Below are 13,197 nucleotides of genomic sequence, written 5' to 3'. Positions count from 1 at the left end.
ACGCCTCTAGTGTAAAGTCGTAAGACAAGATCGACCACACAATGGGGCGGATTTCCGCCCCGAAAGGTTCAGCAATGGACACTCATATTCCCGTACGGAGAATTACGAAGCCCGCCGAAGCCCGAAATACCCGCCAGCGTCGCATCATCAAGGCGACCATGGAAGAGCTCGGCGATTTCATCTCAGCACAGGATCTGCACCTGACCCTCGCGAACCGCAAGGAACAGGTCTCTCTCGCAACCACCTACCGTGTGCTGCAGTCGCTGGCTAACGCCGGTGAGCTCGACTCGGTCAAGGGCGTTGAGGGTGAGACCCTGTACCGCCACTGCCGGGTGAAAGATCACCACCACCACCTGCTCTGCCGCCGATGCGGCACCGCCATTGAGCTGGAAGCACCCGCCCTTGAGGACTGGGCACTGGCGATGGGTAAGCAGCACGGCTTCTCGGAGCTGGAGCACGTGGTTGAAGTGACCGGTTACTGCCCGGACTGCACTTTGGCACGTCGCGAGGAAGAATCGCAGGGCGGCGCTGCACGCTAACGGTGCAGGCTAAGCCGCACCCCTCACCTTCTGAGGGGCTTTCCTTCACCGGAGAAAATCCTTCTCTGGAGGAACAACGAGAGGGCGTCTTTATAGATCTTCGGCGCCACTACAGCACGACACACAGGGCATCTGGACAAGGCAACACAACGCCACGCAGGTTGAGCCCGCATTGCGTACCGGGTACATGACCCGTAGCGCTAACACAGCACGACAACGAAAGAGCCCCACCTCATTCCCGAGGTGGAGCTCTTTCTATAGGTCCTACGCCTTCTCAACCAGCTGGCGGCCCGACGCGCTATGGCGGCGCTTCACGCCACCAATCACACGGCACACCACGTAAATCAGGAAGGAAATGCTGGTCACGTAGGGGCTAATCGGCAGCGAACCGGCAAGAGCCAGCAGAATACCGCCCACAATGGACGCCTCCGCGAACAGCACCGACAGGATCAGGGTGCGCACCGGAGAGGCAGTCACCTGCATCGCCGCAGCCGCCGGAGTAATCAGCAGCGCCAGCACCAGTAGCGAACCGACCACCTGCACTGACAGCGCCACAGCAATACCCAGAATCACCATGAACACCAGGGACAGGAAGCGCATCGGCACGCCCTTAGCGCGTGCGACCTCCGGGTCTAGGGAAGCGAAGCTCAGCGGACGCCACACCATCACCAGCAGGGAAATAATAACCACCGCACCAATAATCATGGTGTGCAGCTGGTCGGCATCCACGGACACGATCTGACCGGTCAGCAGACCGAACTTATTCGCGCTACGGCCCTGGTACAGGGAGAGGAAGAGAATACCCAAGCCCAGGCCAAACGGCATGAGCGCACCAATGACTGAGTTCGAGTTACTCGCCTTAGAGCCCAGAAAGGCAATCAGCAGAGCCGAGGCAATCGAACCGACCATGGAGCCGGTCACCACGTCATAGCCGAGCAACAGGGCAAGGGCGGCACCCGCGAAAGACATTTCAGAGACGCCGTGCACCGCAAAGGCGTGGTCGCGCATCATCACAAAAATACCGACGAAACCACCGATAAGGCCCAGCACAGCGCCAGCAAAAATGGAGTTCTGCAGCATCTGCAACAGCTCGCCGTAGCGGTCAAAAACGAAGATACGGGAGAGCAAATCATTCTGCGCGGCGGCAACCGGAGCCAGAGCGGGGAGGGAAGCAAGAATGGTCATCGAGTGGTTCCTCCCGGAAGGTGTAGGGTGCGCTGCGGTTCGGAGAGACCAGACTTCAGGTGGGAACCGTGAATGTTCTGGTCGGTGCCCTCAATATGGCAGTGGTCGCTGGCGTGAGTCTCACCCACCACCACGTAACGGCCATTAGATTTGAGCACGCTCACCGGGGTTCCGTATAGGGAGGTGAGAGTCTCGCTGGTCATGACCTCTTCCACCGACCCGACCGTGAAACGACCGTTTGCCAGGTAGAGCACGCGATCCACATGCTCAATGATGGGGTTGATTTCGTGGGTCACGAACACCACCGCCACGCCGCGTTCACGGTTGAACCGGTGAATCAGCTCAGCCACCGCGTACTGGTGGTTGAGGTCCAGGGAGAGTAGCGCCTCGTCAGCCAGCAGAATCTTCGGGTCGTTCGCGAGCGCCTGGGCGATACGCAGACGCTGCTGCTCACCGCCGGAGAGCAGACCCACCGGCACGTTCGCGTATTCGGTCGCGCCGACGGCTTCGAGGAGTTCGTCAACCTTGGCGCGGTATTTGCGGCCGTGCAGGCGGATGCCCCAGCGGTGCCCGTCCACGCCAAGTCCCACGAGGTCGCGGGCACGCATCGGGGTGGAGGTGGGAATGGACTTCTGCTGCGGTACGTAGCCGACGCCGGCGTTGCCCAGGCGTGCGGGTTTGCCAAGCACGGAGATTTCGCCAGCGTTGAGTCCGGTCAGGCCGAGAACGACTTTGAGGAAGGTGGACTTGCCGGAGCCGTTGGGGCCGAGCACGGCAAAGTATTCGCCTGCGCCGATGTCGAGGGTTAAATCTTTCCAGAGGGTGCGGGCCCCGAAAGCGAGGCTACCCCCGCGAATGGAAATCGCGGGGGCGGCACCGTTATTGTTGTCAGTCACTTAGGAGAGCGCCTTTTCGAGGTTGCTGACGTTGGTCTTCATCCATGCCAGGTAGTTGGTGTTTTCCGGCAGGGTTTCGGTGAAGGATACGTAGTTCACCGAGGCGTCCTTAGCTGCCTGCAGCACCTCGTTGGTCTGGGAGGTGGAGGTCTGCTCGTTGTAGGCGAGCAGCTGGACCTTCTTCTCGGTGATCATGTCCTTGGTTTCCTTCAGGACGAGTGCGGGGACGTCGTTGCCGGCTTCGGCTGCCTCAGCGAATTCGCTGGGGGTTGCGTTCTCTGCGCCGGTGGAGGAAATCAGGTAGTCCGGCACGGGCTCGGTGGACAGGTACTTCTTGCCTTCACCGGCGATTGCCTTGGCGGTGGTGTCCAGTGCGTCCAGTTCCTTGGAGAAGGTGGATGCGTTGGTGCGGAACGTCTCAGCGTGTGCGGAGTCGAGGCCTGCGAGCTCTTCAGCGATCTTCTGGGCGACCTTCTTCATGGTTTCGAAGTCGTACCAGAGGTGCTCATTGAACTCGTGTGCGTGGGCGTGGTCGCCGCCGTCTTCGTGGTGTTCGCCGCCGCGGTGGTCCTCGACCAGGTGGGTGTATTCGGCGTCGGTGAGCTTGCCGCTGACCTTGACCGCGTTCACGATCTTCTGGGAGGCGTTGTCCTTACCTGCGAGGTCTTCGAGGAACAGGTCGTAGCCTGCGCCGTTGATGACGATCAGGGATGCGTCCTTTGCCTTGAGGCGGTCGGCGCTGGTGGCTTCGTAGGAGTGGGGGTCGGTGCTGGTGGAGGCGATGAGTGCGGTGACCTCAATGTAGTCGCCGCCGACCTGCTTGGCGATGTCTGCGTAGACGTCGGTGGAGGCGACGACCTTCACCTTGCCGTTGTTGGAGCCAGCCGAGGAGGACGAACCGGAGGAGGTCTTGTTCTCGGTTGCGCAGCCTGCCAGCAGCAGGGAGGACGCTGCGAGTGAGCCCATTGCGGTGAGGAAGTGCTTGCGGGTAATCTTCGGGTGCGACATGAGGGCTCTCTTTCGGTTCGTTCTAGTCTGTAGGTTCCTTAACTACATCATGCGCACACCCGTATAAACAACTCTTTATTGGTGTCATTTGGGTGCTGTTAGGCAACCCTTTTCCCTGTCAGTAGCTTATGCAACAGGGATAGTTAGCTCAGCCTACTGCGCTCCCCCACCGCTACTTTATACTGCCGCTTCATCCCGCCGTCTGAGAGTGCCCCTTGGGTACACCCATAAGCCGTTTCTGACCGCAAAACAGCCCGCCCCGCGCTCTCCTTCACGAGAGTGCGGGGCGGGCTGTGTGTTCAAGATTTCCCTGTTTTATTCGGGGTATCTCACGATGCGGCTACTGGGCTTATTACTGGGCTTCGCGCGCCTGCTGGCGGCGTACACGCTCACGCACCGCATCCTGGGTGGTGTCGTTGATTTCGCCGACGAGCTCCTCCAGCACGTCTTCGAGGAAGACCACGCCGAGGGTTACGCCCTGTTCATCCATAACCTGCGCGATATGGGTTCGGCTGCGCTGCATGGAGGCGAGCGCATCGTCAATATCGGTGGTCGGGGTGAGCGTGTCCAGGGAACGTAGCTTGTACCAGGGGAAGGGCTCGTCGAACCGCTCGGGGGCGATGGCGAGGGCGTCCTTCACGTGCAGGTAGCCCATGTAGGTTCCGTCGCTGTCGGTAATGACGAAGCGGGAGTAGCCGCTGCGTGCCACGGCACGTTCCAGTTCGGCGGGGGTGCTGCCGAAGGGCAGGGTGACGAGCTTATCGCCGGGCACCATGATTTCGTAGACGTCCTTCTCGGTGAATTCGAGGGCGCTTTCAATCACGCCAGCGTCGTCTTCCACGGTGCCTTCCGCGGTTGAGGTTGCCACGATGGTCTGCAGCTCGCCCAGGGTGAAGGTGGAGGCGACCTCATCCTTCGCGTCGACCTTCATGAGCGCCAGCAGCTTATTGGACAGGTTGTTCAGCAGGGCGACCACGGGGGCGAAAATCTTGGAGAAGGTCACCAGGGTCGGCACAATCCAGAGGGCCACACCGCGGGCGGCGAGGGTCACGGCGGCGTTCTTGGGAACCATCTCGCCGAAGATCACGTGCAGGTAGGTGACCAGGATTAGGGTGATGCCGAAGGCGATTACGTCCACGATTGCGTGGGGCAGGCCGACCAGGTGCAGGGGCACCTCCAGCATGTGGTGCAGCGCCGGTTCTGAGACGTTCAGAATCAGCAGGGAGCAGATGGTGATGCCCAGCTGGCAGGTGGCGAGCATGAGCGAGACGTTCTCTAGCGCGTAGATAACGGTCTGCGCTCGCTTGTTGCCTTCTTCGGCGAGCGGGTCGATTTGTGCTCGTCGGGTGGACATGATGGCGAATTCACCGGCGACGAAGAAGGCGTTACCGGCGAGCAGAATGACGAGCAGTGCGATAGCTACCCAGTCGTTCATGCGTTGCCTCCCTTCTCGGTCTGTTCCTGTGCGCTAGTGGCGGGCGTGGGGGTGAATCGGATGCGGTCCACGCGGCGGCCTTCGAGGGTGTCGACGCGCAGGGTACCGCCGGTTACGGGGACGCTGTCGCCTACTTCGGGGATGCGTCCGAGCCGTTCCATCATGAAGCCGCCGACGGTTTCGTATTCGGAGCTTTCCTCAACCTCGAGTCCGGGGATGAGAACGTTGATTTCGTCGGGGCGGCGCAGGCCGGAGAACACCCAGTCGCCGTTGCCGTAGCGTAGGGGGCGTTCGGTGCGGCCGCGGTCGTGTTCGTCGGAGACTTCGCCGACGATTTCTTCGACGAGGTCTTCGAGGGTTGTGATGCCGGCGGTTCCGCCGTATTCGTCGAGGACTACGGCGAGCTGCAGGGCGCCCTGGCGTAGCTGGGTGAGCAGCGCATCCAGGTGCAGGGTTTCGGGGACCTGCAGCACGTCTTCTGCGAGGGCTCCGGCTTCGAGGGTTTCACGTACCTCCGGGGGAACACCGACTGCCTTCTTCACGTGTACGACGCCCACGATGTTGTCGTGGTCGCCCTTGTAGAGGGGGAATCGGGAGTGGCCGGTGGAGCGTGCCAGCTTGATGACTTCGGCAACGGGTGCGGTGTCTTCGAGCATGGCGACCTGGCCGCGCGGGGTCATGACTTCGGAGGCGGTCAGCTCGGAGAAGCGCAGGGTGCGGTCCACGAAGCGTGCCGCGTCGGAGTCGAGGGTGCCTTCTTCTGCGGAGCGACGAACCATGGAGGAGAGCTCTTCGGGGGTGCGTGCCGCGGAGAGTTCTTCTTTGGCTTCCATGCCGAAGCGTCCGAGGATCCAGTTGGCGGAGCCGTTCATGATGCGCACGAGCGGGGACATGACGCGGGTGAAGGCGAGCTGCGCGGGGGCGACTCGACGCGCCACATCGTAGGGTTCGGCGATAGCGAGGCCCTTGGGCAGCAGCTCGCCGACGACCATGGAGAGCAGGGTCGCGATGAGCATCGCCAGCACCAGGGTGAATACGTCGGTCACGCTGGTGGGCAGACCCAAGCTGCTGATGGCGCCGGTGGTGAGCGCCTTGATGGCAGCGTCGAGGGTGTAACCGGTCAGCAGCGTGGTGATGGTGATGCCGATCTGGCAGCTGGAGAGCTGAGTAGAGAGCGTCTTGAGGCAGCGCAGGACGGCGTCGGCTGCTTTATCGCCGGAGTCCTTTGCCTGCTGCACGGTGGCGGTTTCGAGCGCCACGAGTGAGAACTCTACAGCAACGAAGAAGCCCGTTCCCAGGATGAGCAGCAGGCCGATGAGCAGGAGGATCAGATCCACTCAGCCACCGCCTCCATCGACTGGTGTGCGGCGCCTTGGGCTTGACGGGGTAGCCCCGCAGTCAGGCTGTCCAGATGCTGAGCATCGGAGGTGGTGTTTTTGGGTGTTACAGTGCCGTGTTGCGCAGAGTACGCGGGCAGTATTCTGCGCTGGCTAGTAGTCAGAGTCTTACTCAAAGGGTCATCCATACCCCATATTTTAGCGAAGGTTTCGTCTCTTCCCGGTGCTGTAGAGTGCCTGCTCACAAGCGCAAGACAGCACTTGTTGCGCACGCGGCTCATTGCTAATCCCTAAGAGTGAAAAATTGCATTGCGGATATAGCGCGATGAGCTGGAAAGTTCACCGTGATTCTCTTTACACTTATACATAGGAGCATGAGTGTGCCGCCAAGCAAGCGGATGAACCCCGACGTTCACGGCACGCTAGGCAGGTTTGTACGGTGCACACCCCGCACATACGGCCACCATCTTAGGCGATGCGCACATGCTCAGCGTGATGATTCGCCCCTCGAAGACGCGGGTCGTCTATGCCGGGGAGAGTCCCGGACGCGACGGATAAATTCACACTAATTGGAAGAGGCGTTTAACGTGCCAAATCTGCCAGAACATCTGGTGCCTGAGGAATTTGCCGGTAACGAATGGTTCGTTGAAGAACAGTACGAGCGTTACCAGAAGGACAAGAACCTCGTGGACCCTTCATGGTGGCCCATTTTTGAGACCATCGACAAGGCGCTGGGAGGCGCCGGTACCGCTAGTGCAGCTCCTGTTGCGGCACCCGCCGCACCGGCTGCACCTGCCGCACCTGTAGCAACTCCCGCCCCCGCGGCACCGAAGCCTGCGGCTGCGCCTGCTAACCCCACCCCTCCCGCTGCTACCAAGAAGGCTGAACCTGTGGAACCTGTTGAAGACAAGATTGTCCCCCTCCGCGGCCCTGCTAAGGCAGTTGTCACGACCATGGAAGAGTCGCTGACTGTCCCCACCGCAACCACCGTTCGTGCGGTCCCCGCAAAGCTGCTCATTGAGAACCGTGCTGCCATCAACAAGTACCTGGCAAGCACCCGCGGCGGCAAGGTCTCCTTCACCCACATCATTGGTTACGCTGTGATTCGCGCAGTGGCTGCGATGCCTTCGATGAACGTGACCTACGGTGTGGATGAGAAGGGCAAGCCCGTTGCAATCCACAACGCACACGTGAACTTTGGTCTGGCTATTGACCTGCCCCGCCCCGATGGTTCCCGTAACCTGGTCGTTCCGAACCTCAAGGGTGCTGAGCAGCTGAGCTTCCGCGAGTTCTGGGATGCGTACAACGACATCGTTAAGCGTGGCCGTAACGGCGCGCTGACCATTGAGGACTTCCGCGGCACCACTGTTTCGCTGACCAACCCCGGTGGTATTGGTACCGTCCACTCGGTGCCCCGCCTCTCCAAGGGCCAGGCTGCCATTATCGGTGTGGGTGCTCTGGAGTACCCGGCTGAGTTCCGCGGCCTGTCCGAGAAGCTCATCACCCAGCAGGGTCTGTCCAAGATCATCACCCTGACCAGCACCTACGACCACCGCGTCATTCAGGGTGCAGGTTCCGGTGAATTCCTGAAGCTGGTTGAGCACTACCTGCTCGGCGGCGACGACTTCTACGACGCAATCTTCCGCGACCTGAAGGTTCCCTTCGAGCCGGTTCGTTGGGCACGCGACAACCACGTCGATGACGCTCACGAGATTTCCAAGGTTGCACGTATCCAGCAGCTCATTCACGCGTACCGCGTGCACGGCCACCTGACCGCAGCAACCAACCCCGTTGGTTACAAGATGCGTTCGCACCCGGACCTGAAGCTGGAGAACTACGGCCTGACCCTGTGGGATCTGGACCGCGTCTACCCGACCGGTGGCTTTGGCGGTTCCGAGCGTCTGCCGCTGCGCACCATCCTGGAGCGCCTGCACGAGGCATACTCCGGCTCCCTGTCCGTTGAGTACATGTACTCTGAGGACCCCGAGGTTCGCGCATGGTTCCAGGAGCGCCTGGAGCGCGGCGTTGCTAAGCCCACCCGCGAGGAGCAGCTGCGTGTTCTCTCCAAGCTGGTCGAGGCTGAGGCATTCGAGAACTTCCTGCAGACCAAGTACCTGGGTCAGAAGCGTTTCTCCCTGGAGGGCGGCGAGTCCCTGATTCCGCTGCTGGACGCTGTTCTGGACAAGGCCGCTAACAACGACCTGAAGGGCGTAGCCATTGGTATGGCACACCGCGGTCGCCTGAACGTGCTGACCAACATTGCTGGTAAGTCCTACGCCCAGATTTTCCGTGAGTTCTCCGGCACCGCAGCACCCTACGAGGGTGGCTCCGGTGACGTGAAGTACCACCTCGGTACCGAGGGTGTCTTCACCTCCGATTCCGGTAAGCAGACCCAGGTTTACGTGGCTGCTAACCCCTCGCACCTTGAGGCTGCAAACACCGTGCTCGAGGGTATCGTCCGCGCTAAGCAGGACGTCTACCGCGAGCAGGGCGTTGAGGGCCACCCGGTCCTGCCGATCCTGATTCACGGTGACGCAGCGTTCGCTGGCCAGGGTATCGTCATGGAGACCCTGCAGATGGCTGACCTGAAGGCGTACACCACCGGCGGCACCGTGCACGTTGTGGTGAACAACCAGATTGGCTTCACCACCCTGCCGAACGACGGCCGCACCGCAACCCACGCCTCCGACATTGCGCGTATGACCAAGGCTCCGGTCTTCCACGTCAACGCTGATGACCCGGATGCAGTGGTTCGCGCCGCACGCCTGGCATTCGAGTACCGTGAGCGCTTCGGTCGCGACGTTGTCATTGACCTGATTTGCTACCGCCGCCGCGGTCACAACGAGGCTGACGATCCGTCGATGACCCAGCCGAAGATGTACCAGGATATTGACGTCCTGCCCTCGACCCGCACCCTGTACGCACAGGACCTGGTCGGTCGTGGCGATGTCTCTCAGGAAGAGGCAGACGAAGTTCTGGACTCCTACCACTCGAAGCTGGACGCTATCTTCGTCGAGACTCAGTCTTCGGCACCGGCTCCTGCTGGCGCGCACGTTTCCGGTCTGGAACTGCCTGCTGCTCAGCAGAACACCGAGGTCGTTCACGGCGGTAAGACTGCAATCTCCCGTGAGACTCTGCAGCACATCGCTGACGCGTTCGGTAAGGCTCCCGAGGGCTTCACCGTCCACAAGAAGCTGAAGAAGCTCATGGAGCAGCGCGTTGAGATGGGCCGCACCGGCAACGTGAACTGGGGTATGGGTGAACTGCTCGCCTTCGGTTCGCTGCTGATGGAGGGCACCGACGTTCGTATGAGCGGTCAGGATGTTCAGCGCGGTACCTTCGTTCAGCGTCACGCTGTTCTGCACGACCACATCACTGATGAAGAGTGGTCGCCGCTGGAGCACCTCTCTGAGGACCAGGGCAAGTTCCGTATCTACAACTCCTTCCTCTCTGAGTACGGCGTTCTCGGCTTCGAGTACGGCTACTCGGTAGAGCGCCCCGACTCGCTCGTGGTGTGGGAGGCTCAGTTCGGTGACTTCGCAAACGGCGCTCAGACCATCATTGATGAGTTCGTGTCTTCCTCCGAGCAGAAGTGGGGCCAGCGCTCCTCGCTGGTTATGCTGCTTCCTCACGGCTACGAGGGTCAGGGTCCTGACCACTCCTCGGCTCGTGTTGAGCGTTACCTGCAGCTGTGCGCTGAGAACAACATGACTGTTGCTTGCCCCTCGACTCCGGCTTCGCACTTCCACCTGCTGCGTCGCCACTCTCAGCACCGTCCGTACAAGCCGCTCGTGGTAATCAGCCCCAAGCAGCTGCTGCGTCTGAAGGCTGCTGCGTCCTCGATTGAGGACTTCACCGAGGGTTCGTTCCAGCCGGTGATTGGTGACCGTTCGGGTATTAACCCGGCTCAGGTTGAGCGTGTGGTCTTCGTATCCGGTCGTCTCTACTACGATCTGGAAGCTGAGCGCGAGCGCCGCGGCGACACCAAGACCGCTATTGTCTCGGTGGAGCAGCTGTACCCGCTGCCCGAGCAGGAGATCAAGGAGCAGCTGGCTCTGTACTCGAACGCTACCGACGTTGTGTGGGCTCAGGACGAGCCTGCTAACCAGGGTCAGTGGCCGTTCATGGCTCTCAACCTGCAGCCGCTGATCGACCGCCGTATGCGCCTGGCTTCCCGCTCCGCAGCTGCTTCCCCGGCTGCCGGTACCGGTAAGCTGCACGCAGCTGAGGCTGAGGCTCTGCTCAAGCAGGTCTTCGAAGGCTAAGATCTTCTACAGCTGATCGGCTCATGATTTAGCTCTTCAAAACCCGTCTTCCCGTCAGATGTTTCTGGTGGGCAGACGGGTTTTTTAGTCTCGGATACTTACCGGATAGGGTATTAAGTTCGAAAAGAGGCTCAAGAGCGCTTATCCTAGATATGAAGACTATTACTCACGTGCCTTGCCGCCTCTCACGGCGGGCGCATCCTGCTGAAGAAAGAATTCCGTGGAGCAACGCAATATTCGAATTGTGGCAGTCGGTGATGACCTGCTCGCCGGTGTTGGCGACCCCCGTACCCTGGGCTGGTTTGGTCGCGTTATGGCGCGCACCCCGCAGACCACTGCATCCATTGCGGCATATAACCTTGCCGCCCCCAATGAAGGTAGCGAGCAGCTGAATGCACGCTGGTTCGAGGAGGCGCGCCGCCGCTTCGTTCCCGGTGCTGATAACCGCCTCATTATTGCTCCGTCGACCTTTGACATTGATTTGGGTCTGACCAGCGCTCGTTCGCGTTTGAACCTGGCGAACATTGTGGACATGGCGTCGCAGAACAACATTAAGGTTCTGGTTGTTGGTCCGCCGCCGACCCTGGACGCTGAGCGTAACCGCCGTATCGCTGACCTGTCGGCGGCGTACGCAGATGTGGTGACCCGCCGTAACCACGTGTACGTGGATACGTTCAACCCGCTGCTTCACCACGAGCAGTGGCGCAACGACCTTGCCGCTAATGACGGTCGCCCGGGTCAGTCCGGTTACGGTCTGATGGCGTGGCTGGTTCTGCACCGAGGCTGGTACAACTGGCTGAACATTCCTGAGCACGGCTAAGAGCCCGCTCTCCCCGCTGGGGTTGTGAGCTGATGCGAAGAAAGTTCGTGTTTTTTAGCTCATATCCCGGTTCCAAGATGCAATCATGCCGTTTCTATGAAAAAATAGACGGCGTTGCCCTTATAGCGTGGAGCACCGGTTTTCGGTGACCGCCTCTGCTAGGGCAGGTAATAGGGAGCGCGCACCGCGAAGGTGGGGCGTGCATCCATGAACACTATAAGGAGGCTCTGATGAGCAAGCGCGGTCGTAAGCGCAAGGACCGTCGTAAGGGCGGCGCAAACCACGGTAAGCGCCCCAACGCATAAGGTATCTTGCATACACTTTAAAACCCCGGCGTTTCGGATATTATTCGGACCCGGGGTTTTGCTTTACCCGCAGATGTTTGTGCGCATTCTGCGGAATAAAGAGAAGAATTCTACGTTATGGAAGTGAACGCCTGGCGCGTTCCTGTAGAGGAGAAACATGGCTGAAACCAACACCGCGGCGGATACCCGCGAGCTACGCGAACGCTTTACCGCGGACGCTATGCAGTATGTGGATCAGCTCTACGCTGCCGCCCTGCGGATGAGCCGCAACTCTGCCGATGCTGAAGACTTGGTGCAGGAAACCTACATGAAGGCTTTTGCCTCGTACCACCAGTTCACCGAGGGTACGAACCTGAAGGCGTGGCTGTACCGCATCCTGACGAATACGTACATCAATTTGTACCGTAAGCGTCAGCGTGAGCCGCAGCAGTCTCAGGGTGAGACGGTGGAGGATTGGCAGCTGGCTCAGGCCGGTGAGCATGATGCGGTGGGTCTGCGTTCTGCCGAGGCGGAGGCGCTGAGCGCCCTGCCGAATACGGAGGTTCGTGAGGCTCTGAACGAGCTCTCTGAGGATTTCCGCATGGTGGTGTACTACTCCGATGTGGAGGGGTTCGCGTACAAGGATATTGCGGAGATTCTGGATATCCCTCTGGGCACGGTGATGTCTCGCCTACATCGTGGCCGCCGTATTCTGCGTGAGAAGCTGCTCGATTATGCGCGTGAGAACGGTCTGCGCCCATCGACCATCGCAAAGGTAGAAGCGAAGGCTGAGGCAAAAGCCGCAGCGAAGGCGAGCGCTAAGGGGCAGCCGGCAAAGGCTACCAAGGGCACTAAGGCGGCCAAGGGCGTAAAGTCCCCGCCGGCGGGCTCTAGCTCCGAGGCGCCTGCGGATTCTTAGATTCGCTCTTCTACACGTGAGCTAGCCCCCCATGCGGTTGAGGCTAGACTCCCCTAACGCTTTATACCTTCCGTGTGAAAGGAACCCCGATGTCAACCACAGACAAGAATTCTTCTGTCCCCGAAGCCTCCGCGGCTTCTGAGCCGCTAGAGGATTGCGGCGGCCAGCCCTGCTCGTCGTCCCTCAAGCGCCTCTACGAATTCCTCGATAGGGAGCTGAGCCCCGAGCAGCTGCGCACGGTTCAGGCGCATCTGGATGCCTGCCCCGACTGCGCGGATGTGAAAGACTTTGAGCTGATGATTCGTGAGAAGATGCGTTCTTCGTGCGCTCAGCAGGCGCCCGAGCAGCTGAAGGCGCGTCTGCTGCAGGATGTGCAGAAGTTCTGCGCCGAGGCTAACCTCTAAGCTGCCTCAAGCTGTTGCCCCGCTGGGGGTATAGACATCTGATGATGAGTGAAGGCGGTGCACCAATAACGGTGCACCGCCTTTACGCGTATTGATTGGTTCGCG

11 protein-coding genes are annotated in these 13,197 nt (G+C 60.4%); 6 read left to right on the top strand and 5 right to left on the bottom strand.

Features of this window, described 5'->3' with window-relative positions:
• The first annotated feature begins 74 nt into the window (after positions 1-74).
• Entirely contained in the window at positions 75-539 is a 465-nt protein-coding gene (locus ROTMU0001_RS05700) for a Fur family transcriptional regulator (protein ID WP_005505454.1), read from the top strand.
• A 264-nt stretch (positions 540-803) separates the two neighbouring features.
• On the opposite strand, the gene ROTMU0001_RS05695 is transcribed toward ROTMU0001_RS05700, so the two are convergent.
• The 5 genes from ROTMU0001_RS05695 to ROTMU0001_RS05675 form a co-directional block, all read right to left on the bottom strand.
• The gene (locus ROTMU0001_RS05695; protein ID WP_005508611.1) at positions 804-1,724 is read right to left on the bottom strand and encodes a metal ABC transporter permease; all 921 of its coding nucleotides are present in this window, start codon (positions 1,722-1,724) and stop codon (positions 804-806) included.
• On the bottom strand, positions 1,721-2,620 hold the full coding sequence (locus ROTMU0001_RS05690; protein ID WP_005508610.1) for a metal ABC transporter ATP-binding protein: 900 nt from the start codon (positions 2,618-2,620) through the stop codon (positions 1,721-1,723). Before ROTMU0001_RS05690 ends, ROTMU0001_RS05695 begins: the two co-directional genes overlap by 4 nt.
• Positions 2,621-3,628, bottom strand: a complete 1,008-nt coding sequence (locus tag ROTMU0001_RS05685) for a metal ABC transporter solute-binding protein, Zn/Mn family (RefSeq protein ID WP_005508606.1) — start codon at positions 3,626-3,628, stop codon at positions 2,621-2,623.
• A gap of 352 nt (positions 3,629-3,980) precedes the next feature.
• The gene (locus ROTMU0001_RS05680; protein ID WP_005508605.1) at positions 3,981-5,063 is read right to left on the bottom strand and encodes a hemolysin family protein; all 1,083 of its coding nucleotides are present in this window, start codon (positions 5,061-5,063) and stop codon (positions 3,981-3,983) included.
• Positions 5,060-6,400 (bottom strand): hemolysin family protein, encoded by a 1,341-nt coding sequence (locus ROTMU0001_RS05675; RefSeq protein ID WP_005508604.1) that lies wholly within the window; start codon positions 6,398-6,400, stop codon positions 5,060-5,062. Before ROTMU0001_RS05675 ends, ROTMU0001_RS05680 begins: the two co-directional genes overlap by 4 nt.
• Positions 6,401-6,987: 587 nt before the next feature.
• On the opposite strand from ROTMU0001_RS05675, the gene ROTMU0001_RS05665 reads away from it, so the two are divergent.
• From ROTMU0001_RS05665 to rsrA, 5 genes are all read left to right on the top strand, one after another.
• On the top strand, positions 6,988-10,665 hold the full coding sequence (locus ROTMU0001_RS05665) for a multifunctional oxoglutarate decarboxylase/oxoglutarate dehydrogenase thiamine pyrophosphate-binding subunit/dihydrolipoyllysine-residue succinyltransferase subunit (protein WP_044142653.1): 3,678 nt from the start codon (positions 6,988-6,990) through the stop codon (positions 10,663-10,665).
• 220 nt (positions 10,666-10,885) lie between these two features.
• Positions 10,886-11,485, top strand: coding sequence for a GDSL-type esterase/lipase family protein (locus tag ROTMU0001_RS05660; protein WP_005505446.1), 600 nt, complete (start codon positions 10,886-10,888; stop codon positions 11,483-11,485).
• A gap of 230 nt (positions 11,486-11,715) precedes the next feature.
• The gene (locus ROTMU0001_RS09290) at positions 11,716-11,790 is read left to right on the top strand and encodes a 50S ribosomal protein bL37 (protein ID WP_095343185.1); all 75 of its coding nucleotides are present in this window, start codon (positions 11,716-11,718) and stop codon (positions 11,788-11,790) included.
• 157 nt (positions 11,791-11,947) lie between these two features.
• Positions 11,948-12,688: a sigma-70 family RNA polymerase sigma factor gene (locus ROTMU0001_RS05655; protein WP_005508602.1), complete on the top strand. Its 741-nt coding sequence runs from the start codon at positions 11,948-11,950 to the stop codon at positions 12,686-12,688.
• Between the two features lie 89 nt (positions 12,689-12,777).
• Positions 12,778-13,092, top strand: a complete 315-nt coding sequence (rsrA, locus tag ROTMU0001_RS05650; protein WP_005508601.1) for a mycothiol system anti-sigma-R factor — start codon at positions 12,778-12,780, stop codon at positions 13,090-13,092.
• Positions 13,093-13,197: the final 105 nt, after the last annotated feature.

Origin of the sequence: Rothia mucilaginosa ATCC 25296, assembly GCF_000175615.1 — a bacterium.
In the GTDB taxonomy this organism is placed as follows: domain Bacteria; phylum Actinomycetota; class Actinomycetes; order Actinomycetales; family Micrococcaceae; genus Rothia; species Rothia mucilaginosa.
Note: the sequence above shows the minus strand (reverse complement) of the source record. Positions and strands in the feature narration are given on the sequence as shown.